Origin of the sequence: Roseicella frigidaeris (genome assembly GCF_003258945.1) — a bacterium.
Classification (GTDB): domain Bacteria; phylum Pseudomonadota; class Alphaproteobacteria; order Acetobacterales; family Acetobacteraceae; genus Paracraurococcus; species Paracraurococcus frigidaeris.
In genome coordinates this window covers 167,536-194,294 of sequence record NZ_QLIX01000003.1, presented here as the reverse complement: position 1 = coordinate 194,294, position 26,759 = coordinate 167,536, and the positions used below count along the sequence as shown (strand labels likewise).

At 74.3% G+C, this 26,759-nt stretch carries 25 protein-coding genes; 15 read left to right on the top strand and 10 right to left on the bottom strand.

What is annotated here, in order from left to right; genetic code table 11:
- Positions 1–16 precede the first annotated feature (16 nt).
- Both uvrB and DOO78_RS06300 read right to left on the bottom strand, forming a co-directional pair.
- Positions 17–2,251, bottom strand: coding sequence for an excinuclease ABC subunit UvrB (uvrB, locus tag DOO78_RS06305; RefSeq protein ID WP_111468888.1), 2,235 nt, complete (start codon positions 2,249–2,251; stop codon positions 17–19).
- Positions 2,252–2,418: 167 nt separating this feature from the next.
- Positions 2,419–2,805 (bottom strand): hypothetical protein, encoded by a 387-nt coding sequence (locus tag DOO78_RS06300; RefSeq protein ID WP_111468887.1) that lies wholly within the window; start codon positions 2,803–2,805, stop codon positions 2,419–2,421.
- A gap of 106 nt (positions 2,806–2,911) precedes the next feature.
- Between DOO78_RS06300 and DOO78_RS06295 the strand changes: the two genes are divergently transcribed.
- Positions 2,912–4,132: a TIGR03862 family flavoprotein gene (locus DOO78_RS06295; protein WP_111468886.1), complete on the top strand. Its 1,221-nt coding sequence runs from the start codon at positions 2,912–2,914 to the stop codon at positions 4,130–4,132.
- A gap of 59 nt (positions 4,133–4,191) precedes the next feature.
- Here the strand turns inward: DOO78_RS06295 and proB are convergent, their stop codons facing one another.
- Positions 4,192–5,325, bottom strand: a complete 1,134-nt coding sequence (proB, locus tag DOO78_RS06290) for a glutamate 5-kinase (RefSeq protein WP_111468885.1) — start codon at positions 5,323–5,325, stop codon at positions 4,192–4,194.
- A gap of 317 nt (positions 5,326–5,642) precedes the next feature.
- Here proB and DOO78_RS06285 point away from each other — a divergent pair, with 317 nt between their 5' ends.
- The 5 genes from DOO78_RS06285 (at position 5,643) to rodA (ending at position 11,370) form a co-directional block, all read left to right on the top strand.
- Entirely contained in the window at positions 5,643–6,686 is a 1,044-nt protein-coding gene (locus DOO78_RS06285) for a rod shape-determining protein (protein ID WP_111468884.1), read from the top strand.
- A gap of 31 nt (positions 6,687–6,717) precedes the next feature.
- Positions 6,718–7,542 (top strand): rod shape-determining protein MreC, encoded by an 825-nt coding sequence (gene mreC / locus DOO78_RS06280; protein WP_111468883.1) that lies wholly within the window; start codon positions 6,718–6,720, stop codon positions 7,540–7,542.
- Between the two features lie 61 nt (positions 7,543–7,603).
- Positions 7,604–8,137: a rod shape-determining protein MreD gene (locus tag DOO78_RS06275; RefSeq protein WP_243634420.1), complete on the top strand. Its 534-nt coding sequence runs from the start codon at positions 7,604–7,606 to the stop codon at positions 8,135–8,137.
- 165 nt (positions 8,138–8,302) lie between these two features.
- Positions 8,303–10,216: a penicillin-binding protein 2 gene (gene mrdA / locus DOO78_RS06270; protein ID WP_111468881.1), complete on the top strand. Its 1,914-nt coding sequence runs from the start codon at positions 8,303–8,305 to the stop codon at positions 10,214–10,216.
- On the top strand, positions 10,213–11,370 hold the full coding sequence (gene rodA / locus DOO78_RS06265) for a rod shape-determining protein RodA (RefSeq protein WP_111468880.1): 1,158 nt from the start codon (positions 10,213–10,215) through the stop codon (positions 11,368–11,370). Before mrdA ends, rodA begins: the two co-directional genes overlap by 4 nt.
- A 156-nt stretch (positions 11,371–11,526) precedes the next feature.
- On the opposite strand, the gene DOO78_RS06260 is transcribed toward rodA, so the two are convergent.
- Genes DOO78_RS06260 through DOO78_RS06245 form a run of 4 tightly spaced genes read right to left on the bottom strand, consistent with a single transcriptional unit; the run spans position 11,527 to position 15,844 of the window.
- Positions 11,527–12,762: a patatin-like phospholipase family protein gene (locus DOO78_RS06260; protein ID WP_111468879.1), complete on the bottom strand. Its 1,236-nt coding sequence runs from the start codon at positions 12,760–12,762 to the stop codon at positions 11,527–11,529.
- Positions 12,763–12,769: 7 nt separating this feature from the next.
- Positions 12,770–13,564 carry a 3-hydroxybutyrate dehydrogenase gene (locus DOO78_RS06255; RefSeq protein WP_111468878.1) on the bottom strand — a complete coding sequence of 265 codons (795 nt, stop codon included), beginning with the start codon at positions 13,562–13,564 and terminating at the stop codon, positions 12,770–12,772.
- Positions 13,565–13,600: 36 nt separating this feature from the next.
- On the bottom strand, positions 13,601–15,055 hold the full coding sequence (locus DOO78_RS06250) for a dihydrolipoyl dehydrogenase family protein (protein WP_111468877.1): 1,455 nt from the start codon (positions 15,053–15,055) through the stop codon (positions 13,601–13,603).
- Positions 15,056–15,844: a TVP38/TMEM64 family protein gene (locus DOO78_RS06245; RefSeq protein ID WP_111468876.1), complete on the bottom strand. Its 789-nt coding sequence runs from the start codon at positions 15,842–15,844 to the stop codon at positions 15,056–15,058.
- Positions 15,845–16,059: 215 nt separating this feature from the next.
- On the opposite strand from DOO78_RS06245, the gene rpmH reads away from it, so the two are divergent.
- The 6 genes from rpmH (at position 16,060) to argB (ending at position 20,457) form a co-directional block, all read left to right on the top strand.
- Complete coding sequence (gene rpmH / locus DOO78_RS06240; protein WP_043334407.1) at positions 16,060–16,194, top strand: 50S ribosomal protein L34; 135 nt, start codon at positions 16,060–16,062, stop codon at positions 16,192–16,194.
- A gap of 25 nt (positions 16,195–16,219) precedes the next feature.
- Positions 16,220–16,624 carry a ribonuclease P protein component gene (rnpA, locus tag DOO78_RS06235; protein WP_111468875.1) on the top strand — a complete coding sequence of 135 codons (405 nt, stop codon included), beginning with the start codon at positions 16,220–16,222 and terminating at the stop codon, positions 16,622–16,624.
- Positions 16,621–16,896, top strand: a complete 276-nt coding sequence (gene yidD / locus DOO78_RS06230; protein ID WP_111468874.1) for a membrane protein insertion efficiency factor YidD — start codon at positions 16,621–16,623, stop codon at positions 16,894–16,896. Before rnpA ends, yidD begins: the two co-directional genes overlap by 4 nt.
- Before the next feature lie 9 nt (positions 16,897–16,905).
- Positions 16,906–18,726 (top strand): membrane protein insertase YidC, encoded by a 1,821-nt coding sequence (gene yidC, locus DOO78_RS06225; RefSeq protein WP_111468873.1) that lies wholly within the window; start codon positions 16,906–16,908, stop codon positions 18,724–18,726.
- Positions 18,723–19,430, top strand: coding sequence for a ribosome biogenesis GTP-binding protein YihA/YsxC (yihA, locus tag DOO78_RS06220; protein ID WP_408887561.1), 708 nt, complete (start codon positions 18,723–18,725; stop codon positions 19,428–19,430). Before yidC ends, yihA begins: the two co-directional genes overlap by 4 nt.
- A 142-nt stretch (positions 19,431–19,572) precedes the next feature.
- Complete coding sequence (gene argB / locus DOO78_RS06215) at positions 19,573–20,457, top strand: acetylglutamate kinase (RefSeq protein ID WP_111468871.1); 885 nt, start codon at positions 19,573–19,575, stop codon at positions 20,455–20,457.
- Between the two features lie 92 nt (positions 20,458–20,549).
- On the opposite strand, the gene DOO78_RS06210 is transcribed toward argB, so the two are convergent.
- Positions 20,550–21,764, bottom strand: coding sequence for a DUF2336 domain-containing protein (locus DOO78_RS06210; RefSeq protein ID WP_111468870.1), 1,215 nt, complete (start codon positions 21,762–21,764; stop codon positions 20,550–20,552).
- Positions 21,761–23,203 carry a sensor domain-containing diguanylate cyclase gene (locus DOO78_RS06205; RefSeq protein WP_165838750.1) on the bottom strand — a complete coding sequence of 481 codons (1,443 nt, stop codon included), beginning with the start codon at positions 23,201–23,203 and terminating at the stop codon, positions 21,761–21,763. Before DOO78_RS06205 ends, DOO78_RS06210 begins: the two co-directional genes overlap by 4 nt.
- Before the next feature lie 151 nt (positions 23,204–23,354).
- On the opposite strand from DOO78_RS06205, the gene dapD reads away from it, so the two are divergent.
- The 3 genes from dapD to DOO78_RS06190 are packed head-to-tail and all read left to right on the top strand — an operon-like array spanning position 23,355 to position 25,938.
- Positions 23,355–24,194: a 2,3,4,5-tetrahydropyridine-2,6-dicarboxylate N-succinyltransferase gene (dapD, locus tag DOO78_RS06200; RefSeq protein WP_111468868.1), complete on the top strand. Its 840-nt coding sequence runs from the start codon at positions 23,355–23,357 to the stop codon at positions 24,192–24,194.
- Between the two features lie 5 nt (positions 24,195–24,199).
- A complete protein-coding gene (gene dapE, locus DOO78_RS06195) occupies positions 24,200–25,360 on the top strand; it encodes a succinyl-diaminopimelate desuccinylase (protein ID WP_111468867.1) in 1,161 nt (386 codons plus the stop codon).
- Positions 25,348–25,938 (top strand): hypothetical protein, encoded by a 591-nt coding sequence (locus DOO78_RS06190; RefSeq protein WP_111468866.1) that lies wholly within the window; start codon positions 25,348–25,350, stop codon positions 25,936–25,938. Before dapE ends, DOO78_RS06190 begins: the two co-directional genes overlap by 13 nt.
- 52 nt (positions 25,939–25,990) lie before the next feature.
- Here DOO78_RS06190 and truA read toward each other — a convergent pair whose 3' ends face one another.
- Positions 25,991–26,752, bottom strand: coding sequence for a tRNA pseudouridine(38-40) synthase TruA (gene truA, locus DOO78_RS06185; RefSeq protein ID WP_111468865.1), 762 nt, complete (start codon positions 26,750–26,752; stop codon positions 25,991–25,993).
- Between the last annotated feature and the right edge of the window lie 7 nt (positions 26,753–26,759).

Here is a 26,759-nt window from a genome sequence, read left to right as displayed (position 1 = left end):
CCCGCCGGGGGGGCGGCTACCGCGCCCGGCCGCCGGCGGCGCGCCGGCCGCCGCCACGGGCGCGCTTCTCCGGATCGTAGCCGCCGCCCCCGGGGCCGAGCGGCTTCGGCTTCCAGTCCTGCTTCGCCTTGGGCGCCCGTCGCGCGCCGCCCGCCGCGCCGCGCGGCGCCGCCTCCTGCAGGCTGCGGCCGGCCAGGTTCGGCTCCAGGCCGAGATCGAGCGCCTCCAGCCGCTTGATCTCGTCGCGCAGCCGCGCCGCCTCCTCGAATTCCAGGTCCGCCGCCGCGGCGCGCATGCGCTTCTCCAGCTCGGCGATGGAGGCCCGCAGGTCCTTGCCGACGAACTGCGCCGCGGCATCGCCCTCCACCGCCTCGACCGTCACGTAGTCCTGCTCGTAGACCGACTGCATGACATCGGCGATCTGCCGCTTGATGGTCTGCGGCGTGATGCCGTGCTCGGCATTCCAGGCCATCTGCTTGGTCCGCCGCCGCTCGGTCTCCTCCAGCGCCCGCCGCAGGCTGTCGGTCATCCGGTCGGCATAGAGCACGACGCGGCCCTCGGCGTTGCGGGCGGCGCGGCCGATGGTCTGGATGAGCGAGGTGGTGCTGCGCAGGAACCCCTCCTTGTCGGCATCGAGGATGGCGACCAGCACGCATTCCGGGATGTCGAGCCCCTCGCGCAGCAGGTTGATGCCGACCAGCACGTCGAAGCCGCCGCGCCGCAGGTCGCGGATGATCTCGATCCGCTCCAGCGTGTCCACGTCCGAGTGCAGGTAGCGCACCTTCAGCCCGGCCTCGGTCATGTACTCGGTCAGGTCCTCGGCCATGCGCTTGGTGAGCGTGGTGACGAGGACGCGGCCGCCCCGCTTCACCGCCTCGCGGCACTCGGCCAGCAGGTCGTCCACCTGGCCCTCGACGGGCCGGATATCGGTGACGGGATCGATGAGGCCGGTCGGGCGGATGACCTGCTCGGCGAAGACGCCGCCGGCCTTCTCCATCTCCCAGGGGCCGGGGGTGGCGCTGACGAAGACGGTGTTGGGCCGGTAGGCCTCCCACTCCTCGAATTTCAGCGGCCGGTTGTCCATGCAGGAGGGCAGGCGGAAGCCGAAATCGGCGAGCACGCTCTTCCGCGCGAAGTCGCCGCGATACATGCCGCCGAGCTGGCCGACGGTGACATGGCTCTCGTCGACGATCAGCAGCGCGTTCTCCGGCAGGTATTCGAAGAGGGTCGGCGGCGGCTCGCCCGGGCCGCGGCCGGAGAGGTAGCGGGAGTAGTTCTCGATCCCCTTGCAGGAGCCGGTGGTCTCCAGCATCTCGAGGTCGAATTGCGTGCGCTGGGCGAGGCGCTGCGCCTCCAGCAGCTTGCCCTCCGCCTCCAGCTTCGCCAGGGTCTCCTTCAACTCCTGCTTGATCTGGCCGATCGCCTGGTTGAGGGTCGGCCGCGGCGTCACGTAGTGGCTGTTGGCGTAGATCGCGACCCGCTCCATCTCCGCCGTCACCTCGCCGGTCAGCGGGTCGAATTCGCGGATGCCGTCCACCTCGTCGCCGAACAGGCTGATGCGCCAGGCGCGGTCCTCCAGGTGGGAGGGCCAGATATCCACCGTCTCGCCGCGGATGCGGAAGGTGCCGCGGGCGAAGAAGCTGTCGTTGCGGCGGTATTGCTGCTCGACCAGCCCCTTGACCAGCGTGTCGCGGTCGATCCGCCCGCCGAGCTCGAGCTTGACCACCATGCGGCTGTAGGTCTCGACCGAGCCGATGCCGTAGATGCAGGAGACCGAGGCGACGATGATCACGTCGTTGCGCTCGAGCAGCGCCTGCGTCGCCGAGTGGCGCATGCGGTCGATCTGCTCGTTGATCTGCGCATCCTTCTCGATATAGGTGTCGGTGCGCGGGACATAGGCTTCGGGCTGGTAGTAGTCGTAGTAGGAGACGAAATACTCGACCGCGTTCTCCGGGAAGAACGACTTCATCTCGCCATAGAGCTGCGCCGCCAGGGTCTTGTTCGGCGCCAGGATCAGGGTCGGGCGTTGCACCGCCTCGATCACCTTGGCCATGGTGAAGGTCTTGCCCGAGCCGGTGACGCCGAGCAGCACCTGGTCCCGCTCATCCGCCCGCAGCCCGGCGACGAGCTCGCGGATCGCCGTCGGCTGGTCGCCATTCGGCTCGAAGGGCGAGACGACCTTCAGCACCCGCTCGGGCGGCGGGGCGGGGCGCTTCGGAGGATGGAAGAGAACGGGGGGAAGGGGGCTCATCTTGCCCCTGAATTTGGTGCCGCGGCCCCCCAAAGTCGAGCGTCAAGGCGGCTCGATACGGCACGGGCACCGATGCATCCGTCGGCCGCCGCCGCAGGCTGCGACGCGCCTCCGCCGGAGGGAGGCGAGACCCCCTGGCGACGCATGGCGCCGCCAGGGGGGAACGCTCAGCGCCGGCTGCGCAGCATGCTGGAGATCAGCCAGGTCGCCGCCACCGCGACGCCGATCGCCACCAGCGGGCGCGAGCGCGTGGCATCCCGCAGGTGGTCCGCCACGTCATAGGCCACGTCCCGCCCCTGCCGGGCATAGCCGCGGGCCTGGCGCGCATAGTCCCCGGCATGGTCGATCGCATCGGAGGCCGCCGGGCGCACCCGCCGCTCCACCAGATCCTCGAGCTGATGCCAGAGCCGCGCCAGGTCGCCGCGGGCATCGTCGCCCCGGTCGCGCAGGCGCTCGCCGGTGTCGCGCAGCCGCCCGGCGGCGCGGCGGCCATAGGTCTCGGCGTCGTCGCGCAGATCCTCGCCACGGTCGCGCAGGCTGGAAAGGTACCCCATCACGTCGTCCTCCGTCCCGGAATCGGTTCGGCTCCCTGAACGAAGGTGAGGGCCTTGGGTTCATCCCCTCCGTTCACGGAGCGCGCCGGGCTGGCTACAAGCCGGCATGGACGAGAGCGGGGAGCGGCCAAGGGAGCAGGCCGGGGAGCAGCCGGAGGTCGTGGTGATCGGCGCCGGCCCGGCCGGGCTGATGGCGGCGGAGGCCGCGGCGACGGGCGGCGCCGCGGTGACGGTGCTCGACCACATGCCCTCCCCGGCGCGGAAGCTCCTCATCGCCGGGCGCGGCGGGCTGAACCTCACCCATGCCGAGCCCCTGCCGCGGTTCCTCGCCCGCTACGGCGCCGGCCAGGACTGGCTGGCGCCCTGGATCGAGGCCTTCCCGCCCGCCGCCCTCATCGCCTGGGCGGAGGGGCTGGGCCAGCCGGTCTTCACCGGCACCTCCGGCCGGGTCTTCCCCCGCGCCATGAAGGCCTCGCCGCTGCTGCGCGCTTGGCTGGCGCGGCTGGCCGGGCTCGGCGTGGCGCTGCGGCCGCGGCATCGCTGGCGCGGCTGGGAGGCGGGGGCGCTCGCCTTCGAGACGCTGGCCGGGACGCTGCGGCTGCGCCCGGCGGCAACCGTCCTGGCGCTCGGCGGCGCCTCCTGGCCGCGGCTCGGCGCCGATGGCGCCTGGGCGGCGCTGCTGGAGGGGGTGGCGCCGCTGCGCCCGGCCAATTGCGGCTTCCGCATCGCCTGGTCCGCGCCGCTCCGCCAGCGCTTCGCCGGGGCGCCGCTGAAGCGCATCGCCCTCGCCTTCCAGGGCGAGACGGTGCGCGGCGAGGCGGTGCTGACCGAGACCGGGATCGAGGGCGGCGCGGTCTATGCCCTCTCCGGCGCGCTGCGCGAGGCGATCGCGGCGTGGGGGCCGGTCGAGCTCGCCCTCGACCTGCGGCCCGACCTTCCGGCCGCGGCGCTGGCGGCGCGGCTGGACGGGCCGCGCGGCGGCGTCTCCCTGGCCAACCACCTGCGCCGCGCCGGCCTCGCCCCGGTTGGCATCGCCCTGGTGCAGGAGGCGCTCCGGGCCGGCGCCACGGCGCCGCTCTCGCGGCTGGTGAAGGCGCTGCCGCTGCGCCTCGAGGCGCCGATGGGGCTGGAGCGGGCGATCTCCTCGGCCGGCGGCCTGCGCCGGGCGATGCTCGATGAGCGGCTGATGCTGCGCGACCGGCCGGGGGTCTTCGCCTGCGGCGAGATGCTGGACTGGGAGGCGCCGACCGGCGGCTACCTGCTGCAGGCCTGCTTCGCCACCGGGCGCGGCGCCGGGCTGGCGGCGCTGGCCTGGGCGCGGCGGTAACGGGATTCCGTCGCCGGGCTTTGCCCTTCCGGGAGGCCCTCGCGGCGCCGCGGGAAAAATCAGCCCAGCAGCACGAGGTCGTCGCGGTGGACGATCTCGTCGCGGCCGCGCCAGCCGAGCAGCGCCTCCAGCGCCTCGCTGCGATGGCCGGCGATGCGGCGGGCATCCTCGGCGTCATAGGCGGCGAGGCCACGCGCCAGCTCGTGCCCGGCCTCGTCCTGCACCCGGACCGGGTCGCCGCGGCGGAAGCTTCCCTCCACCGCCCGCAGCCCGGCCGGCAGCAGGGAGGAGCCGCGCGCCAGCGCCCGCGCCGCCCCGGCATCCACGGTCAGCGTGCCGAGCGGGGCGAGCGAGCCGGCGATCCAGCGCTTGCGCGCCGTCCGCCCCTCCGGCGCCGGCAGGAACCAGGTGCAGCGCGCGCCGTCCGCGATCGCCCGCAGCGGATGGTCGCGCTGGCCGAGGGCGATCGCCATGGCGCAGCCCGCGCCGGTCGCGATCCGCGCCGCGATCAGCTTGGTGCGCATCCCGCCCGAGGAGTAGCCGGGCGGCGGCTCGCCCCCCATGGCCATGATCTCCTCGGTCAGGCGCGGCACCACCGGCAGATGCGCCGCCATCGGGTCGCGGCGCGGATCGGCGGTGTAGAGCCCGTCGATGTCGGAGAGCAGGATCAGCGCATCGGCGCCGGTCATCTCGGCGACCCGGGCGGCGAGGCGGTCATTGTCGCCGAAGCGGATCTCGGCCGTCGCCACCGTGTCGTTCTCGTTGATCACCGGCACGCAGCCGAGCTCGAGCAGCGTGCCGAGGGTGGCGCGGGCGTTCAGGTAGCGCCGCCGGTCCTCGCTGTCCTCCAGCGTCAGCAGCAATTGCGCCGCCGGCAGCCCGACCTGGTCGAGCGCCGCCGCCCAGGCGCCGGCGAGGCGGATCTGCCCGACCGCCGCCGCCGCCTGCTTCTCCTCGAGCCGCAGCTTGCGGCGGGTGAGGCCGAGGGCGTGGCGGGCGAGGGCGATGGCGCCGGAGGAGACGAGGATCACCTCCGTGCCCTGGGCGCGGAGGCTGGCGACATCGGCGGCGACGCTGGCCAGCCAGCCGGCGCGGGGCGCGGCGGTGCGCGCCTCCACCACCAGGGCGGAGCCGATCTTCACCACCACGCGCCGCGCCGCCGCGAGCGTCGGGAGGTCGTTCTGGGCCTGCATGGCCGGCGCATAGCATGGGCGCCGGGCGCTGGGAAAAGCGCCGGCCGCAGGGCTGACCAGCGGCCTCCGGCGCCGGCGGTCCCCCCTGCGCGCCCCCCTTGCGCGCGCCCCTGCGGCCGCCGTGGCACGGGTCGGCGGCGATTCGATTGGCGGGCGGACGGAATGCTTGAGCGGCGGGCAGGGGCCGGTTATCCACGCCACCAACCGACCCCCCGCAATCGTGAAGGCGGACCAGGGCCGGCCGGCCGGCCCGGGGCCATCCCGGGCCATGCCGCCGGCAGGGCGGCGTGCGCACCTCGCGTGGAAGGCTCCGCTGCATGTTCTCTCGCCTGTTCGGCTTCCTCTCCGCCGACATGGCCATCGACCTCGGGACCGCGAACACGCTGGTCTACGTGAAGGGTCGGGGCATCGTGCTGAACGAGCCCTCCGTGGTCGCCATCGCCGATCACCGCGGCCGCAAGCAGGTCCTCGCCGTGGGCGAGGAGGCGAAGATGATGCTGGGCCGCACGCCCGGGAACATCGCCGCCATCCGCCCCCTGCGGGACGGCGTCATCGCCGATTTCGAGGTGGCGGAGGAGATGATCAAGCACTTCATCCGCAAGGTGCACAACCGGCGCAGCTTCGCCTCGCCGATGATCATCGTCTGCGTCCCCTCCGGCTCCACCGCCGTCGAGCGCCGCGCCATCCAGGAGAGCGCCGAATCGGCCGGGGCGCGCAAGGTGCTGCTGATCGAGGAGCCGATGGCCGCCGCGATCGGCGCCGGCCTGCCGGTGACCGAGCCCTCGGGCTCGATGATCGTCGATATCGGCGGCGGCACGACGGAGGTGGCGGTGATCTCCCTCGGCGGCATCGTCTATGCCCGCAGCGTCCGCGTCGGCGGCGACAAGCTGGACGAGGCGGTGATCAGCTACATCCGGCGCCACTTCAACCTGCTGATCGGCGAGAGCACGGCCGAGCGCATCAAGATCGAGATCGGCGCGGCGCGGGCGCCGGAGACCGGGGAGGAGGGGCCGCTGGCCGAGGTGAAGGGCCGCGACCTGATGCATGGCGTGCCGCGCGAGGTGGTGGTCAGCCAGCGCCAGGTGGCCGAGGCGCTGGCCGAGCCGGTCGGGCAGATCGTCGAGGCGGTGAAGGTGGCGCTGGAGAACACCCCGCCCGAGCTCGCCGCCGACATCGTCGACAAGGGCATCGTGCTGACCGGCGGCGGCGCCCTGCTCACCCGGCTGGACGAGGTGCTGCGGGACGCGACCGGCCTGCCCGTCGCCGTCGCCGAGGACGCGCTCTCCTGCGTCGCCCTCGGCACCGGCCGCGCGCTCGAGGAGATCAAGCGGCTTCGCCAGGTGCTGAGTTCGATGTATTGAACGGGAACAGAGGCGAGGCAGGCTCCCCCCGTTGATCCGTCTCAGCGTCCCGCTCCACCAGGCGCTGGCGCGCCTGTCGCTTCCCGCGCTGATCGCCGCGGGCTTCGGCCTCATGCTGCTCGGCAAGGCGGATGCGCTGCTGGCGGAACGGGCGCGCATGGCGCTCGCCGATGCCCTCGCGCCGGCCTGGGGGGCGCTGCGCCAGCCGGTCCTGGCGCTGCAGGGGGCGCTCGGCGAGGCGGCGGGGCTGCTCTCGCTGCGCACGGAGAATGCCCGGCTGCGCGAGGAGAACGAGCGCCTGCGCCACTGGCAGGACGCCGCCGCCTCCCTCGCGGCGGAGAATGCGCTGCTGCGCCGCCAGCTCGGCGTCCTGCCCGAGGCGGCGCCCGGCTTCGTCACCGCCCGCGTCGTCGCCGATGGGGGCGGGGCCTATGCCCGGGCGGTGCTGCTCTCGACCGGGCCGGGCCAGCCGGTGCGGAAGGGCGCGGTGGCGATGGATGCGCGCGGCCTCGCCGGGCGGGTGACGGAGGTGGGCAGCCGCTCCGCCCGGGTGGTGCTGCTGACCGACCTGAACAGCCGCATCCCCGTGCTGCTGGAGGGCAGCCGGGCGCGGGCCATGCTGGTCGGCACCAACACCGCCCGGCCGCGGCTGCAATACTGGCCTTCCGGCAGCGAGCCGCAGGAGGGCGAGCGGGTGGTGACCAGCGCCGAGGCGAATGCCTTCCCGGCCGGGCTGCCGGTCGGCCTGGTGCGGCGCACCGCCTCGGGCGCCGCCGAGGTGGAGCTCTTCGCCCGGCTGGACCGGCTCGACCTGCTGCGGCTCTTCGACTACCGCCTGCCCGGGATCCTGCCATGACGCATCCCGCCGCGACGCCTGCGCCGGGGGCGGGCCGCGCGCCGGTCCCGAGGGGATGGCGGTGAGCGGCCGGGCGGCACCGCTCGCGGGGCTGCTGCGGCGGCTCGACGCGCTCGCGCGGGCGCTGCTGCCGGCCGGCCTGACCCTGCTGCTGATGCTGCTCGCCGCCCTGCCCTCCGGCCTGCCCGGCCTGCTGCCCGCGGTGGCGCTGCCCTGCCTGGTCTTCTGGTCGGTCTTCCGCCCCGCCGCGTTGCCGCCGCCCGTGGTCTTCGGCCTCGGCCTGGTGCAGGACCTGCTGACCGCGGCGCCGCCCGGCACCGGGGTGCTGGTGCTGCTGCTGGCGCATGGCGTCGCCGGGCGCTGGCGGCGCCTGCTGGCGCGGCAGCGCTTCCTGCTGGTCTGGCTCGCCTTCGCCGGCCTCGCGGCGGGGGCGGCGGCGCTCGGCCTCGGGCTGCAGGCGCTGCTCGGCTGGCGGCTGCTGCCGGTGGCCCCGGCCTTCTGGCAGGCGCTGCTCGCCATCGGCCTCTATCCGGGCCTCGCCTGGCTGCTCACCCGGCTGCACGAGGCGATGCGCCGGGCCGAGGCGATGGCGTGAGGCCAAGGGCATGAAGGCTTCGTTCCGGCCGAGCGCCCGACCGGGCGCCGCGGGCCGCGCCGTCCGGCGCGCCTCCGCCATGCCCGGCCCATCGGAGGAGCGCGCCCGGCGCCGAGGGGGGCGCCGCGGGGAGCCCGTGCCGGGTCGCCGGCAAGGGCCGCCGGCATGAGCCTCTTTCCCGGCGGCCGGCGCGAGGAGGCGGAGCGGCGGCGGCTCTTCACCCGCCGCGCCGCCGCGCTCGGCCTCGGCCAGCTCGCCCTGCTCGGCCTGCTCGGCATCCGGCTCTGGCGCCTGCAGGCCGAGGAGGGCGAGCGCTACCGCACCCTGGCCGAGGAGAACCGCGTCTCGGCGCGGCTGCTGCCGCCGCCGCGCGGCCGGGTGCTCGACCGCAACGGCCTCGTCATCGCCGGCAACCGGCTGAACTGGCGGGCGCTGCTGGTCGCCGAGCAGGCGCAGGATGTCGGCGCGACGCTCGACGCCTTCTCCCGCCTGCTGCCGCTGCAGGAGCATGAGCGGGCGCGGATCGAGCGCGAGCTCCGCCGGCACCGCCGCTTCGTGCCGGTGACGGTGCGGGAGTTCCTCTCCTGGGAGGAGATGGCGCGCATCGAGGTGAACGCGCCCGACCTGCCGGGCATCCTGGTCGATGTCGGCACCACGCGGCTCTATCCCGAGGGCGAGCATCTGGCGCATATCCTCGGCTATGTCGCCCCGCCGGCCGAGCGCGACATGGATGGCGACCCGCTGCTCGCCCTGCCCGGCATCCGCGTCGGCCGCGCCGGCATCGAACGCTTCCACGAGATCCCGCTGCGCGGCCGCGCCGGGGCGGTGCAGCTCGAGGTGAACGCGCTCGGCCGGGTGATCCGCGAGCTCGATCGGCAGGAGGGCATCCCCGGGCAGGAGGTGCGGCTGACCGTCGATGCCGGGCTGCAGCGCGCCGTGCGCGACCGCATCGAGGCAGGGACCAGCGTCGTCGTGCTCGATGCCCGCAACGGCGAGGTGCTGGCCATGGCCTCGCAGCCCTCCTTCGACCCCTCGCTCTTCGAGGCCGGCGTCTCCGCCCGGCAATGGCGGGACTGGACGCGCGACCGGGCGACGCCGCTGATCAACAAGACCACCAACGGGCTCTACGCCCCCGGCTCGACCTTCAAGATGGTGGTGGCACTGGCCGGGCTGGAGGCGAAGGCGGTGACGCCGACCGAGCGCATCCACTGCTCCGGCCATCTCGATCTCGGCGACACCCGCTTCCATTGCTGGCGCCGGCAGGGCCATGGCAGCCTCGACCTGCGCGGCGCGCTCAAGCAGTCCTGCGACGTCTATTTCTACGAGCTGGCCCGCCGCATCGGCATCGACCGCATCGCCGGCATGGCCAACCGCTTCGGCCTCGGCGTCGATCTCGGGATCGATCTGCCGGGGGCGAAGCGGGGCCTGGTGCCGACCCGCGCCTGGCGGCAGGCCCAGGGCAAGGCCTGGAACCCGGGCGACACCATCGTGCACGGCATCGGCCAGGGCTTCTACCAGATCACCCCGCTGCAGCTCGCCACCATGGCGGCGCGGCTGGCGACCGGGCGGGCGGTGCAGCCGCATCTGACGCGCAGCCTCGGCGGCCAGCCCGCCCCGGGCGGGCGGCCGGAGGCCTGGCCGCCGCTCGGCCTGCCCGAGCGCGACCTGAAGCTGGTGCGGGAGGGCATGTGGGCGGTGGTGAACGAGGCCGGCGGCACCGCGCCCGCCGCCCGGCTGCCCGGTCCGTTCGGCGTCCTGGCCGGCAAGACCGGCTCGGTGCAGGTGCGCCGGGTCTCGCGCGAGCAGCGCGAGCGCGGCTTCCGGGCCGAGCGGCAGCCGCGGGAATGGCGGCCGCACGCCCTCTTCGTCGCCTTCGCCCCCTATGAGGCGCCGGTCTATGCGGTGAGCGTCGTCGTCGAGCACGGCATGAGCGGCGCCGGCGCCGCGGCGCCGCTGGCGCGCGAGGTGATGGTCGAGGCCTTCACCCGGCTGCGCGACCTGCCGCTGCCGCCGGCCCCGCCCCCGGGGCCGCGGGTGGCCGAGGCCGGCGCCGGGACCGGCGCCGGGGACAGGCGATGAGCGGCGCCGCCCCCTATGAGCGCCGGTTGCTGCTGCGCGACCGCGGCGGCGGGGTGCTGCGCAAGCTTTGGCGCATCCCCTGGGCCTTCGTGCTGCTGCTCGGCGGCATCGCCGCCATCGGCTATGTCGCGCTCTACTCCGCCGGCGGCGGGCCGGAGCCCTATGCGACGAAGCATGCGCTGCGCTTCGGCTTCGGCCTGGTGCTGATGCTCTGCCTCGCCCTGGTCGACATCCGGGCGATCGCCCGCCTCGCCTGGGCCGGCTATGCGCTCGGCCTCGGCCTGCTGGTGCTGGTGCTGCTGCACGGCAATGTCGGCAAAGGGGCGCAGCGCTGGATCGATATCGGGCCGCTGCAACTCCAGCCCTCCGAGCTGATGAAGATCATGCTGGCCCTGGCGCTGGCCGCCTGGTTCCGCCGCGCCAGCCGCGAGCAGATGGGCAACCCGCTCTTCCTGCTGCCGCCGGCGCTGCTGGTGCTGGCGCCGGTCGGGCTGATCCTGAAGCAGCCCAATCTCGGTACCGGCCTCATCACCGCGATGATCGGCGGCGCGGTCTTCTTCGCCGCCGGGGCGCGGCTCTGGCAATTCGCCCTCGCCCTCGGCGCCGCCGGCATCGCCGCGCCGATCGCCTATGCGCATCTGCACGACTACCAGAAGGCGCGCATCACCACCTTCCTCGACCCGGAGAGCGACCCGCTCGGCGCCGGCTACAACATCATCCAGTCGAAGATCGCACTCGGCTCGGGCGGCATCTGGGGCCGGGGCTTCCTGCAGGGCACCCAGGGGCACCTGAATTTCCTGCCGGAGAAGCAGACCGACTTCATCTTCACCATGATCGCCGAGGAATTCGGCCTGGTCGGCGCGCTGGCGACGCTGGCGCTGCTCGGCCTGGCGATCGGCTTCTGCTTCCTCACCGCCTTCCGCTGCCGGCACGCCTTCGGCCGGCTGCTCGCGGTCGGCCTCGGCACCAACCTCTTCCTCTACGTCTTCGTTAACATCGCCATGGTGACGGGGGCCATCCCGGTCGGCGGCGTGCCGCTGCCGCTGATCTCGCATGGCGGCTCGGCCATGCTGACGACCATGCTCGGCTTCGGCCTGCTGCTCTCGGTGCATGTGCACCGGGAGGTGGAATTCGCCGAGGCCGGGGAGGGGTGACGGGCGGCGCGCGCCTTATGCGAATGGCCGTTGATGTTGACACATCAACGGCCCCCTCAAACGCCGGGCGCAAACCTCCGGTTTGCTTGGCTTCGCGCCACTAGGCGCGGCGCCCTTCGGGCGCTCGGCATGAATGAAGCATTCATGCCGTTCGTATTACAGATACCGCTGGATATCCAGCGTGCTCTCCCGCCCGAGCGTGTCGAAATGCAGCGCCAGGAAGCGGTCCGCCGCCTCCCAGCCGTAGCGGCGCAGGGTCTGCAGGAATTCCCAGTCGCCGTTCAGCTTGGTCGAGAGCTTGAACTGCCGCATCCGCGCCTCGTCCTCGACGCAGTGGAGGAAGATGCGGCGGTAGCGCGGCTGCTCCAGCCGGCCGGAATCGAGCAGCCGCTGCACGAAGTCGATCGCCCGCATCTCCGCCATCAGCGCGGCGTTGAAGCTGATCTCGTTCAGCCGGTTCATGATGTCCGACGGCGTGGTCGGAAGCTCCTGGCGGTTCAGCACGTTGATCTGCACCAGCAGGATGTCCGGCGCGCCGCGCTCGTAGTAGAGCGGCCAGATCGCCGGGTTGCCGAGATAGCCGCCATCCCAATAGGCCTCGCCCTCGATCTCCACCGCCTTGAAGACGTTCGGCAGGCAGGCCGAGGCCAGCACCACGTCCGGCGTCACCTCGGCGCGGGTGAAGATGCGCGGCTTGCCGGTGCGGACATTGGTCGCCGAGATGAAGAGGCGCAGCGCCTTCTGGTCCTGCCGCAGCCGCGCCATGTCGAGGTTGTCGGCGATCACCTGCCGCAGCGGGTTGAACTCCACCGGGAAGGGGTTGAGCTGGTAGGGCGAGAAGACGCGGCTCAGCGTGTCGAAGGTCTGGTAGGCGACGGAATAGGTGAGGTCGTAGCCCCAGAGCGCCTTCTCGAGCGGCGTGTTGCGCAGCGGGCTGATGGCGAGGCGGGCGGCGACGTCGCGCCACAGCCGGTCGAGGGCGCGGCGCGCCCCCTCCCGCCCGTCCTCGGCCAGGCCCTGGACGAAGATCGCCGCGTTCAGCGCCCCGGCCGAGGTGCCGGAGACGGCGTCGAAGACCAGCCGCTCATCCTCCAGCAGCCGGTCCAGCACGCCCCAGGTGAAGGCGCCATGCGTGCCGCCGCCCTGCAGCGCGAGGTTGAGCCGCTTGGTGGCGACGGGCTTCGCCACCGCCGGCTGCGGCAGGGGCGCGGGCGTGGCGGAGGGATCGGGCAGGAGCTCGGGCGGCAGGGGGCCTTCGCCCCGCAGGTCGCCCTGCGGCGCGGCCGGGCGGGAAGGCGCCGGGCCGTCGCCGGCCGGCGCTTCCCCGCCGCCCGCCTCCGCCCCGCCTGGCGCCAGGCCCGTCCCCGGCCCCGCCTCCGTCTCCCGCGTCATCCGCGCGTCAGCTCGCGTACCAGCCGCCGTCGATCGACAGCGCCGCGCCGGTGACGCCGCCGCTGTTCGGGCCGCAGAGATAGAGCGCCATCTGCGCCACCTCCTCGACCTCGATCCAGCGCTTGGAGGGCTGGTGCACCAGCAGCAGGTCCTTCAGCGCCGCCTCCTCGGAGACGTTGTGCTCCTTGGCCAGGGTCTTCACCTGCGCCTCGGCCAGCGGGGTGCGGACGAAGCCGGGGCAGATGGCGTTGCAGGTGATCGCGGTCTGCGCCGTCTCCACCGCCACCGTCTTGGTCATGCCGACCACCGCATGCTTGGCCGAGACATAGGCCACCTTGAAGGGCGAGGCGATGAGGCCGTGGGCGGAGGCGATGTTGATGATCCGCCCCCAGTTGCGCGCCTTCATCCCCGGCAGCGCCGCCTTGATGGCGTGGAAATTGGAGGCGAAGTTGATCGCCATGATGGCGTCGAACTTGTCGTCGGGGAATTCCTCGATCGGCGCCACGAATTGGATGCCGGCATTGTTCACCAGGATGTCGAGGCTGCCGAGCGCCGCCTGCGTCTCCTGGATCATCTGCCGCACCTGCTCGGGCTTCGAGAGGTCGGCGCCGGAATAGGGCGCCTCCGCCGCCCCCATGGCCGCGCCCACCTCCTGGCGCGCCCTGGCGATCTCCTCCGGCTTGCCGAAGCCGTTCAGCATCACCTTCGCGCCCGCCTCGGCGAGGAGCTTGGCGATGCCGAGGCCGATGCCGCTGGTGCTGCCGGTGACCAGGGCGGTCCGGCCGCTGAGGATTGTCTCCATGGGTGCTGGGCTCCTTCGCAGGTGCGGCATGAACGCTCAGGGCAGGTGTTTGAGCAAGGTGATTACGCGTTTCGTGAAGGGGGAGAGCAGCTTCGGCGCATAGAAGGCGCCGGCGGCGCGCTTCCCCGCCTCGGCCAGGGTCGGATAGGGCAGGGTGAGGGAGGCGAGGGCCGAGAGCGGCAGCCGCCGGCCGATCAGCAGCCCGTAGGGGCCGGCCATCTCCCCCGCCCCGGCGGCCAGCAGGCTAGCGCCGAGCAGCCGGCCGCGCGACGTCGCCACCAGCTTCACCATCCCCTCGGGCCGTCCCTCGGCGATGGCGCGGTCGTTCTCGGCCAGCGGCCAGCGCAGGATGCGCAGGTCGCGGTGCCCCGCCGCCCGCGCCTCGGCCTCGGTCAGGCCGATCTGCGCCAGCTCCGGATCGGTGTAGGTGACGCGCGGCAGCGCCGCGTAGTCGAGCCGCGTGCCGGGCAGGCGGAACAGCATGGAGCGCACCAGCACCGCGGCGTGCTGCGAGGCGGCATGGGTGAGGCGGCGCGGCCCCAGCCCCTCGGGATCGGCGATGTCGCCGACCGCCCAGACCCGGCGGTTGGAGACCGAGCGGAGGTCGCGCCGGGTGCGCACCCCCTGTGGCGTGGCGGCGACATGCGCCGCCGGCAGGTCGAGCCCGGCGAGGCGCGGCGCCCGCCCGGTCGCCAGCAGCAGATGCGTCCCGGCGATGCGGGTGCCGTCGGCGAGGTGCAGGACCACGCCGGCGCCCGCCTGCGGCCCCTCCGGCTCGAGCTGCTCGACCCGCGCCAGCCGCGCCCCCTCGTGCAGGGCGATGCCCTCGGCCAGCAGCGCGGCGCGGAGCGGGTGGACCAGCTCCTCCTCCTCGCCCGGGGCGATGCGCGGCGCCGCCTCGACCAGCGTCACCAGGCAGCCGAGCCGGGCATGCGCCTGCGCCATCTCGATCCCGACCGCGCCGCCGCCGAGGATGACGAGATGCCCCGGTGGCTCCTCGAGCTCGAAGAGCGTCTCGTTGGTCAGCCAGGGCACGCCGTCGAGGCCGGGGATGTCGGGGATCACCGGGCTGCTGCCGGCGGCGATGACGGCGCGGCGGAAGCTGAGGCGGCGGCCGGCCGCCTCGATCACGTCCGGCGCCGCGAAATGCCCGGCCGCCTCGATCACCTCGACGCCCATGCCGCGGTAGCGGGCGGCGCTGTCATTCGGGGCGATGCGGGCGATGGCGCCCTGCACATGCGCCCGCACCCCGGCCCAGTCGATCTCGGGCGGCGGCAGGCGCAGGCCGAAGCGCCCGGCCTGCCGCGCCTCGGCCGCGGCGCGGGCGGCGGCGAGCAGCGCCTTCGAGGGGACGCAGCCGGTGTTCAGGCACTCGCCGCCCATCCGGCCGCGCTCGATCAGCGCCACGCTGAGGCCGAGGCCGCTGCAGATGGCGGCGACCGAGAGCCCGGCGGCCCCGGCGCCGATCACCGCCACGTCGAAGTCAGGCATTCAGTCTCCCCTCTGTTGTCCGCCCGGCGCCGCGTCCCGGCCGCCCTGCCGCCGGCGCCGCCACCAGGCCCCGAGCAGGGACAGCGCGGCGAGGCCGAGCAGCGGCAGCAGGATCCCCGGCGAAAGGATCACCGACAGGTCTGGCCGCCCCCCGGCCTCCAGCACCTGGCCGAGCCCCGCCCCGATGCCGGCGAAGACCGCGGTCGCCGGGATGATCCCGAGGAAGGTCGCCGCGGCATAGGGCGCGAGCCGCATGCCGGCCAGGGCCGGGGCGAGGTTGACCAGCCAGAAGGGCAGCACCGGCAGGAAGCGGAGCGAGAGGAGGACCCAGAAGCCGTCGCGCCGCAACCCCTCCGCCACCCGCGCGAGGCGCGGCCCGGCGCGGCGCGCCAGCGCCCCGGCCAGGGCGTGCCGGGCGGCGAGGAAGAGCAGGCAGGCGCCGAGCGTCGCCCCGGCCACCGCCGCGGCGGCGCCGAGCCAGGGGCCGAAGAGCAGGCCGCCGGCCAGCGTCAGCACCGTCGCCCCCGGCAGGGAGGCGCCGACGACGAGGATGTAGAGGCCGAGATAGAGCAGCGGCGCCAGGACCGGCCGCGCCGCCACGAAGCCGGCCAGCGCGGCGCGGTGGGTGGCCAGCGCATCGAGGCTGAGGGCGCGGTGCAGGCCGAGGGCATAGGCGAGGCCGAGCCCGGCGAGCAGCAGGCCGAGCGGCCAGAGCCGGCGCCAGGCGGGGGGCGCGGCGGGCGGCGCGGCGGGCCGCGGCGGGGAGGCCGGTGGCGGGAGGTCGGGCATCGGCTCCTGGCTTCGTCCTGCGGCCGGGGAGCGTTACCCCGGCCGGCCCGCCGGGGCCAGACGCGGCCCTCGCCGCGATTGACGGCGGCCCCGCTGCTTCCCTATAGGTGCGCGCCTTCGCCGCGGCCCCCGGATGGGTCGCCGGCCGTCGCCGCCATGCGCCCGGACCGATCCCGGGCGCCGCGCCGACGCCCTTCCTGTCGGAGATCAGAGTCGTGAAGCGTACCTATCAGCCCTCCAAGCTCGTCCGGAAGCGCCGGCATGGCTTCCGTGCCCGCATGGCGACGGTGGGCGGCCGCAAGGTCCTGGCCAACCGCCGCTCCAAGGGCCGCGCCAAGCTCAGCGCCTGACCCGGGCGCGGGAGCGGGGGCAGCCATGCCGGGGCGCCTGCCACGGCTGACCCGGCGCGGCGAATTCCTCAAGGTCGCCGGCCGGGGCCGCAAGGCCGCGCGGCCGGGGCTGGTGCTGCAAGCCCTGCCGCAACCCGCGGGCGGGCTGCGGCTCGGCTTCACCGCCACCAAGAAGATCGGCAACGCCGTCATCCGCAACCGCGCCAAGCGCCGGCTGCGGGAGGCGGCGCGGCTGCTGCTGGGCGCGGCGCCGCCCGCTTCCTGGGAGGCCGGCGGCTGGGACCTGGTGCTGATCGCCCGCGACGGCACCGGCGGCCGCCCCTGGCCGGCGCTGCTTGGCGACCTGCGCGGCGCGCTGCGCCAGGCCGGGGTGCCGGATGCCGGCCTGCCGGCCGCGCCGGCGGCGCCTGCCCGGGAACCGCGGCCGTGACGCCCGCGGCGCAGGCGCTGCGCGGTGCCGTCATCGCCTATCAATGGACGCTCCGCCCGCTGATCGGGGCGCAGTGCCGCTTCCACCCCAGTTGCAGCCACTACGCGCTGGAGGCGCTGCAGCGCCACGGCGCGCTGCGCGGCGGCTGGCTCGCCACCCGCCGCATCCTCCGCTGCAACCCCTGGCATCCCGGCGGCGAGGACCCGGTCCCGCCGGCGGCCGCGCCACGCGCCGCCACGCCTCCTGCCTTCCAGCCCGTTCCGAAAGGCTGACCCCGTTCCATGGACCAGAAGCGCCTTCTCGCGGCGATCGCCCTCTCGATCGGCATCCTGCTGATCTTCGACTTCCTCGGCCGGCCGGCGCGCGAGGCGCAGCGCGCCCAGCAGGCGGCGCAGCAGCAGACGATGCAGCAGCAGGCGGCGCAGGGGCAGCAGGCCGTCCCGACGCCGGGCCCGACCGGCCCGCTCGGCGCGCCCTCGGATGCCGCGCCGGCCGCCGGCGCGCCGCGCAGCCCGGCCGCGCGCCTGCCCGTCGAGGGGCCGCGCGTGCAGGGCTCGCTGAACCTGCGCGGCGCCCGGCTCGATGACCTGGTGCTGAAGGACTACCGCGAGACCGTCGACCGCAACTCGCCGCTGGTCCGCCTCCTGGCGCCGCGCGAGGGCGCCGCGCCCTACTACAACCAGTGGGGCTGGACGGCGGCGGATGGCCGCACCCCGGTGCCGGGCAACGACACCGACTGGACCGCCGAGGGCAGCCGCCTCGCCCCCGGCGCCCCGGTGACGCTGCGCTGGGACAACGGCCAGGGCCAGGTCTTCGAGATCGCGCTCTCGCTCGACGAGAATTACATGGTCACCGCCGAGCAGCGGGTGCGGAACGCCGGCGCCGAGCCGGTGCAGCTTCTGCCCTGGGCGCGCATCCGCCGCGAATACACGCCGCCGACCCAGGGCTTCTACATCCTGCACGAGGGCTTCGTCGGCGTGCTCGACGGCCGCCTGCGGGAGGAGACCTACTCCAGCGCCAAGTCGGAGGCCGCCAAGCGCAACGGCGTCGCCTTCGAGCAGGAGGGCCCGGGCGGCTGGGCCGGCATCACCGACAAGTACTGGCTGACGGCGCTGGCGCCGGTCGACCAGTCGGCGCGCTTCCGCGCCACCTTCCGCGCCCTGCCCGAGGCTGGCCAGGACCGCTGGCAGGCGGATTTCGCCCCGCCCGCGGCGCTGACCGTGGCCCCCGGCGAGACCGGCGGCGGCCAGGCGGTGCGGCTCTTCGCCGGCGCCAAGGAGGTGAACCTGCTGGATGCCTATGCCACGCGGCTCGGCATCCCGGATTTCGACAAGGCGGTGGATTTCGGCTGGTTCTACTTCCTGACCAAGCCCTTCTTCCACGTGCTGCACTTCTTGGGCTCGATCCTCGGCAATTTCGGCGTCGCCATCCTGGTGTTCACGCTGATCCTGAAGGCGCTGTTCTTCCCGCTGGCCAACAAGTCCTACAAGTCGATGGCCAAGATGAAGGTTCTCGGTCCGAAGATGACCGAGATCCGCGAGCGCTATAAGGACGACCCGGCCAAGGCGCAGGCCGAGATGATGGCGCTGTACCGGACCGAGAAGGTGAACCCGGCCTCGGGCTGCCTGCCGATCCTGATCCAGATCCCGGTCTTCTTCGCCCTCTACAAGGTGCTCTTCGTCACCATCGAGATGCGGCACGCGCCCTTCTTCGGCTGGATCCACGACCTCTCGGCGCCCGACCCGACCAACCTGTTCAACCTGTTCGGGCTGATCCCCTACGACCCGGCGCAGCTCTCGCACTACCTGCACATGCCGGCCTGGGCGCTGATCATGGGCGCGACGATGTACCTGCAGCAGCGGCTGAACCCGCAGCCGCCGGACCCGATCCAGGCCAAGCTGTTCCAGTGGATGCCGCTGATCTTCACCTTCATGCTGGCCGGCATGCCGGCGGGCCTGGTGATCTACTGGTCCTGGAACAACCTGCTCTCCATCGCCCAGCAATGGACCATCCAGCGCAACACCACGGCGAGCCGCCCGGGGACGGCGGCGGTGCCCGCGGCGGCGGTGCCGGCGGGGGCGGCGAAGCCGAAGAAAGGGTGAGCGGCCCCAGCCATCCCTCCGGGGGGGAGCCGCTGCCGGCGGGCGGCCTGATCGAGGCCACCCGGCCGGAGCAGCGGGCGGCGCTGCTCGAGGCCGGGCGGCTGCTCTTCGCCCGGCCCTGCGCCTTCTTCTACGCGGCGCAGCGGCTCGACCAGCTGCCGCCCACGGGGCTGCCGGAGGTGGCCTTCTGCGGCCGCTCCAATGTCGGCAAGTCCTCGCTGGTCAATGCGCTGACCGGGCAGAAGGCGCTGGCCCGCGTCTCGCAAACGCCCGGCCGCACCCGCCAGCTCAACTTCTTCGACCTCGACGGCCGGCTGACCCTCGTCGACATGCCGGGCTATGGCTATGCCCGGGCCTCGAAGAGCGTGAAGGCGGACTGGCAGGGGTTGATGTTCGACTTCCTGCGCGGCCGGCCGACGCTGCGGCGCGTCTTCCTCCTCCTCGATGCCCGCATCGAGACCAAGGCCGGCGACCGGGCGGCGATGGAGCTGCTGAACGACGCCGCCGTCGCCTTCCAGATCGTGCTGACCAAGGCGGACGACGCCAAGCCCTACTGGCTGGAGAAGCGCCGGGCCGAGGCCGAGGCGCTGGCCCGCAGCCACACCGCGGGGCACCCGCTGGTGATCGTCACCAGCGCCGAGACCGGCCTCGGCATCCCCGAGCTGCGGGCGGAGATGGCGGCGCTGGCGGCGCTGCCGGGGTGATTGGCGCCGGCCCGGCGCCGGCGCGACCGCGATGAAGGATTGATGGCAGCGCTGGCCGCCCCGGCCTCGCCGCGGCCGGGGCGGTGTTCCCGGCCGGCAAACTGTTCTACAGGGCAGGGCGAGCAATCCGGAAGCCTGGCCGATGAGCGACGACACGCCCGACCCGATGACGATCATTGCCGGCGCGCTGCCCTTCCTGAAGCGCTACGACGACCAGATCGTGGTGGTGAAGTATGGCGGCCACGCCATGGGCGAGGAGGAGACGGCGCTGCGCTTCGGCCGCGACATCGCGCTGCTGGAGCAGGTGGGCGTGCAGCCGGTGGTGGTGCATGGCGGCGGCCCGCAGATCAACGCCATGCTGAAGCGCCTCAACGTGCAGTCCACCTTCGTCCAGGGCCTGCGCGTGACGGATGAGGGGATGCTCGACGTGGTCGAGATGGTCCTCGCCGGCCCGGTGAACAAGCAGGTGGCGGAGGCGATCACCCGCGCCGGCGCCATCGCCGTCGGCGTCTCCGGCAAGGATGGCGGGCTGATCCGCGCCCGCAAGCTGCTGCGCCGGGTGTTCGACCCCGATTCGAAGACCGAGCAGGTGCTCGACCTCGGCTTCGTCGGCGAGCCGGAGGCGATCGACACGCGGGTGCTGGAGCTGCTGATCGGCGCCGACATCGTCCCGGTGGTGGCGCCGGTCGGCGTCGGCGCGGATGGCCAGACCTACAACATCAACGCCGACACGGTGGCCGGCGCGGTCGCCGGCGCATTGCGGGCCGAGCGGCTGCTGCTGCTGACCGACGTGCGCGGCGTGCTCGGCCCCGACGGCGCGCTGATCCCGGAGATGACGGTGGCCGAGGTGCGGGCCGGCATCGCCGCCGGCTGGATCTCGGGCGGCATGATCCCGAAGGTCGAGACCTGCATCTACGCCATCGAGAAGGGGGTGAAGGGCGTCGTCATCCTCGATGGCCGGGTGCCGCATGCGGTGCTGCGCGAGCTGCTGACCGACCATGGGGCGGGCACGCTGATCAAGCCCTGAGGCCGGGGCGGCGCGGGGCCTGCCCGGCGCGCGCCGCTCTCCGATTGCGGGCGGCTCCGCCGGCCGCGCGTCGACGTCCATCCACGCCCGTATCAGGCGCCGACCCGCTCGCGCAGCGCGACGGGCCGCGGGGCCGGGGTGTCCGGCGTCGCCAGCACCTCGATCTGCCACTGCATCTCCGTCTCGGTCAGCGGCCAGCCGCCCGCCTCCGGGATCGGGATCGCGGCCTCGGGCGGCACATGCCCGAGCACGCCCTGCGCCGGGCCGGCGCAGCGCGGGCTGAAGCCCGCCTTCCAGCACAGGCTGACCAGCGCCTTGGCGCTGCGGAGCTGCGCCACATGCTCGATGGCGCGCACCGCCACGCCGCTCCGCTCGGCGAGCAGCCGCAGCATGCGGGTGCGGTCGCCGCGCAGCGCCGCCTCCTCGAAGGCGAGGTCGGGCGGCAGCGGCGCCGCGCCGCGCCGCTCGAGCCGCAGCGCGACGCGGGCGCGCAGCACGCGGGCGAGGGTCGGGTCGAGGTCGCTGCGGGTGAGCAGCGGCTCCAGCAGGTGGTCGGCCACCATGGTGGCGAGCGTCAGCACCGCGCCCGCCGGCAGCCCGCTGCGGCGGACCAGGCTCTCCTGCCAGGCGGCATGCGTCGCCGCCTCGGCGATCAGCCGGTCGAGCGTCCGCTCGCGGATCGCCGCCGACCCGTTCGCCAGCAGCGCGGCGGTCGCCGCCTCGTCGGCGCGGGCGACCACCGCCTCCGAGATGCGCTCGCTGAGCTGCGGCCGGCGGGCGATGGCGGTCACGGTCTCCGGCACCGGCGGCGCCGCGAGCAGGGCCAGCAGGTCCTCCTCGGTCAGCAGCGGCGAGAAGCGGATGACGGGCGCCGCGACCTCGATCGCCGCATCCTGGGCGAGGCGGAGGATCAGGTCGTGCGGCGCCTCCGGCATCGCCTGCAGCTCCTCGGCGATGACCTTGCGCACCAGCACCGCGGCATCCGCGGCGAGGGTGCAGAGCGTGCTCCAGGCGAGGCTGCGCAACCGGTCCGTCGCCGCCGCCAGCTCGGGGGCCCGCGGGGCGAGCTTGCGCCCGACCAGCGCGCGCACCTGCGGATCGTGGTCGCCGGCGAGCAGGCTGTCCGCCTGCACCGGCGTTGCAGCATTGGCGGCGACGGCCGCCCGCACCGTCGGGCGTCCGTCGCAAGCGAGGAAGTAGAGGATCTCGGGCGCCACCTCCGGATGGGAGGCCAGGGCGAGGCGTTCGGCCAGCGTGCCCTCGGCGGCGATGCGCCGCGCCGCCTCGTAGCTCGGGGCGAGTCTCACGAGGCCAGCCGCCGCGGCAGGGCGGGGATCTCCGGCTCGGTGGCCAGCGCCCAGCGGTTCCGGCCGCCCCGCTTGGCGTCGTACATCGCGGCATCGGCGCGGGCGATGAGGCTCTCCGGCGCCTCGACGGCGCCGGGGCGGCGGATGGCGCAGCCGATGCTGACGGTGAGCGGCGGCGCGCGGCGTCCCGGCCGGTTGGCGAGGCCGGCGGCGGCGGCGCAGAGCGCGGCGGCGCGGGCGGCGGCGCGCTCGGCATCCATGTCCTCGAGCCAGAGGGCGAATTCGTCGCCGCCGAGCCGCGCCGCGAGGTCGATCGGGCGTGTCATCTCGCGCAGCAGCCCGGCGATGGCGACGAGGGCCGCATCGCCCGCTTCATGTCCCATTCGGTCATTGATCGGCTTCAGGTTGTCCAGGTCGAGGAAGATCAGCGCCCCCAGCGCCTTCCCCGCCCGCGCCGGATCGAGGGCCTGGCGGCCGAGCCGGCGGGCGAGGTCGTCGAGGAAGGCGCCGCGGTTCAGCAGGCCGGTCAGCGCATCGGTGCGGGCCTGCTGCTCCAGCCGCTGCTGCAGCGCCTGGTTGCCGAGCACGACGAAGAGCATGTCGGCCATGGCGACGAGCAGGTGCCGGTCATCGGCGTCGAAGCCCGGCCGGCCGGCGCCGCGCCAGGCGAGCAGCGCCTGCGGCGGCTCGCCGCCCGGCGCCGGCGCGGCCTGGGCGCGCGGGATGAGGGCCAGGGCCTCGCCGCCCGGGCCGCTGCGGAACGCCGGCGCGCGCGGGCCGGGCCGCCCGCCGAGGGTGGCCAGGAAGGGCGACGGGTCGGCGCCCTCGCGATGCGGCGCCGTCAGCCCCGCCTCGCCCCAGGCCAGCACCGCCGCGCCGTCGCAGCCGAGCGCGGTCCGCAGCGAATCGAGCGTCGCGGTCAGCATGCGCGGCGCCAGCACCTCGCGCCGGACGCGGCTGACGAGATGCTGCAGCACCTCGGCCCGGCGAAGCGCGGCGGCCTGGGCGGCGCTCTCGGCCATCTCCTGCGTCACGTCGCGGCCGGCGCCGCGCAGCCCGGCGAAGCGGCCGGCGGCATCGGCGAGCGGGGCGAGGGCGAGATGCAGGCAGGCGCTGCCGCCATCGGGCCGGCGGAACCAGGCGCGCAGGGTCCCGGCGGCGGCGCGGCGGGCGAAGGGATCGGGCTCGGGCGCGGCGAGCAGGTCGCGGCCCGGCCGGCCGAGCAGCGCCGCGGCGAGCCAGCCGAGCGGCGCTTCCGGCGCCAGGAAGGTGAGGCGGCCCTCGGCATCCGTCTCGAACAGCAGGTCGGCGGCGAGGCTGGCGAAATCCCGCCAGCGCTGGCGGGATTCGAGCAGCGCGCGCTGCAGGTCGGGCCCTGCGGCCGGCAGGGACGCGCCATGGCCGCTGGACGGGCTGACCGGATCGTCGAGGGGGCTCATGGGGCGACTATCACCGCGTGAGATGAATGATGCCTTATCGACACGGTCCCGGCGGCCGCGGCGCGCGTTGACGCCCCGGCGGCGCCTCGGCATGGTCCGCGGCGTCCGGGCCGCCACCGCCCGGCCGGTCACGCCTTGGGGTCACGGAACCATGAACGCCAGCACGCTGCAGTCGCGCATCGAAGCCCTCTGGGAACGGCGGGACACGCTCTCCCCGGCGACCGGCGGCGAGGACCGGGGGGCGATCGAGGCGGCGCTCGAACTGCTCGATTCCGGCCAGGCGCGGGTGGCGGAGCCGGTGGGCGGCCCCGGCGAATGGCGGGTGAACCAGTGGCTGAAGCAGGCGGTGCTGCTCTCCTTTCGCCTGACCGATTCCGCGCCGATGGCGACCGCCTCCGGCGCCTACGACAAGGTGCCGCTGAAATTCGCCGACTGGGGCGAGAACCGCTTCCGCGAGGCCGGCTTCCGCGCCGTGCCCGGCGCCGTGGTGCGCCGCTCCGCCCATATCGCCCCGGGCGTCGTGCTGATGCCCTCCTTCGTCAATCTCGGCGCCTATGTCGACCGCAACACCATGGTCGATACCTGGGCGACCGTCGGGTCCTGCGCCCAGATCGGCAAGAACGTGCACATCTCCGGCGGGGTCGGCATCGGCGGGGTGCTGGAGCCGCTGCAGGCCAACCCGGTGGTGATCGAGGACGACTGCTTCATCGGCGCCCGCTCCGAGGTCGCCGAGGGCGTGATCGTCGAGCGCGGCGCGGTGCTCTCCATGGGCGTCTTCCTCGGCGCCTCGACCAAGATCATCGACCGCGCCACCGGCCAGGTGCATGTCGGCCGCGTGCCCTCCTACGCCGTGGTGGTCCCGGGCAGCCTGCCCGGGCGGCCGCTGCCGGATGGCTCGCCCGGCCCCTCGCTCTACTGCGCCGTCATCGTCAAGCGCGTCGATGCGCAGACCCGGGCGAAGACCAGCATCAACGAGCTGCTGCGGGATTGAGGCGGATGGGCGAGAGCAGCCTCCTCCCCGGCGGCGGGACGCCGACCGATCCCCTGCCGCTCGCCCAGGCGCTGATCCGCTGCCCGAGCGTGACGCCGGCCGATGCCGGGGCGCTCGGGGTGCTGGAGGCGGCGCTCGCCCCGCTCGGCTTCGCCTGCCACCGGCTGCGCTTCGGGGAGGTGGAGAACCTCTATGCCCGGCGCGGCACCGCCAGCCCGCATTTCTGCTTCGCCGGCCATACCGATGTGGTGCCGCCCGGCCCGGCCGAGGGCTGGGCGGATGATCCCTTCTCGGGCGCGGTGCGGGACGGGGTGCTCTATGGCCGCGGCGCCTGCGACATGAAGGGCGGCATCGCCGCCTTCGTCGCCGGGCTGACGGACTACCTCGCCGCGCATCCGGATGGCCCCGGCAGCATCAGCCTGCTGATCACCGGCGACGAGGAGGGGCCGGCCCGGGACGGCACCGTGAAGGTGCTGGACTGGATGGCGGCGCGCGGCGAGATCCCGGACATGGCGCTGGTCGGCGAGCCGACCTCGCGCGCCCGGCTCGGCGACATCGTCAAGGTCGGCCGCCGCGGCAGCATGACCGCCTGGATCACCCTCTTCGGCACCCAGGGGCACAGCGCCTATCCGCAGCGCGCCGACAACCCGATCCACCGGCTGGTGCGGGTGCTGCACCGGCTGACCGCGCAGCCGATCGACGGCGGATCGCAATTCTTCGAGGCGACGACCCTGCAGGTGACCGGCTTCGATGTCGGCAACGCGGCCAACAACGTCATCCCCGGCGAGGCGCGGGTGATGCTGAACATCCGCTTCAACGACCTCCATAGCAGCGCCTCGCTGACCGAGATGCTGCATGCGGCGCTGCGGGCCGAGGAGGCGCGCTACGAGATGCGCGTCGAATGCTCGGGCGAGAGCTTCCTGACCCGGCCCGGCCCCTTCGTCGAGGCGCTCACGCGCGCGGTGCGGCGGGCGACGGGGGAGGCGCCGGCGCTCGATACCGGCGGCGGCACCTCGGATGCGCGCTTCCTCGCCCGCCACTGCCCGGTCGCCGAGCTCGGCGCGGTCGGCAGCACCATGCACAAGCTCGATGAATGCGTGCCGGTCGCCGAGCTGCGCAGCCTCGCCGCGCTGTATCGCGACGTGCTCGCGGAGTGCCTGGGCTGAGCCCGGCGGCCCCGCTGCGGCAGACGATCGCGTCGGGGCTGCGCGGCGCCTTCCGGCTGGCCCGGGGCCGGGTGGAGGGGCTGCTGCTGATCGAGGCGACGCCCGAGGCGGTGCGCCGCAGCTTCGCGGCGGTGCTGCTCTGCCTGCCGGCCTTCGTCGCGCTCAAGCTGCTCTCCTGGGCGGGCAGCCCGCCGGCGGCCGGGCTGGCGCGCAGCGTCGCGGCCGAGCTCATCGGCTATGTCGTCGCCTGGGCGGGCTTCGCCCTCGCCTCCCTGCCGCTGGCCGAGGCGCAGGGGCGGCGGGCGGAATGGCTGCATTTCATCGCCGCCTGGAACTGGGCGAATGTCGTGCAGTACCTGGTGCTGCTCGTCCTCACCGTGCCGGCGGCCTTCGGCCTGCCGGAGGTGCTGGCGCGCGGGCTGGGGCTGGCGGCGCTGGGCTACGCGCTCTGGCTCGAATGGTTCGTCGCCAGGGTGGCGCTGCACATCCCGGGCGGCCGGGCCATCGGCTTCGTCCTGCTCGACCTGGCGATCGGCATCTTCGTCGGCGGCTTCGTGGCGCAGCTGGTGGGGGGGTAGGGCCGATCGCGTCCAGGTGGTCCCCTCGGAACGCGGCACGCTTCGGGGCGGCTCAGCGCCAGTCGAGCGGCTCGTCGTAGCGGACGCCGGTGAAGCAGAGGCCCGCCGCCGGCGCCGTCATGCCGGCCTGGGTGCGGTCGCGGCTCTCCAGCACCCGGCGCGGCCAGTCGATGCCGCGCCGGCCCTGGCCGACCTCGAGCAGCGTGCCGACCAGGTTGCGCACCTGGTGGTGCAGGAAGCTGCGGGCCTCGGCGGTGATCACCACCTCCTCGCTCTGCCGCGCCACCACCAGCCGGTCGAGCGTGCGCAGCGCCGAGGCGGCCTGGCAGGCGGCGGCGCGATAGGCGGAGAAATCATGCTTGCCGAGCAGCCCCTGGGCCGCCGCATGCATCGCCGCGGCATCGAGCGGCGCCTTCACATGCCAGACCAGCCCCTCCTCCAGCGCCGGCCGGGCGCGGCGGTTGAGGATGCGGTAGCGATAGGCGCGGTGGCGGGCCGAGAAGCGGGCATGCCAGCCCGGGGGTGCCAGCGCCGCCCGCCGCACCGCGACGGGATGCGGCCGGGTGTGGAAATCCAGCGCCTCGCGCAGCCGCGCCGGGTCGATCTCCCGCTCCAGGGCAAGCTGCACCACCTGCCCCTCGGCATGCACGCCGGCATCGGTGCGGCCGGCGGCGATGGCGGTGGGCGGGGTGCCGCCGTTCAGCCGTGCCGCCGCCGCCTCGATCACCTGCTGCACGGAGAGCCCGTTCTCCTGCCGCTGCCAGCCGACGAAGCCGCCGCCATGATATTCGAGGGTGAGGGCGTAGAGGGGCATCCGCCGC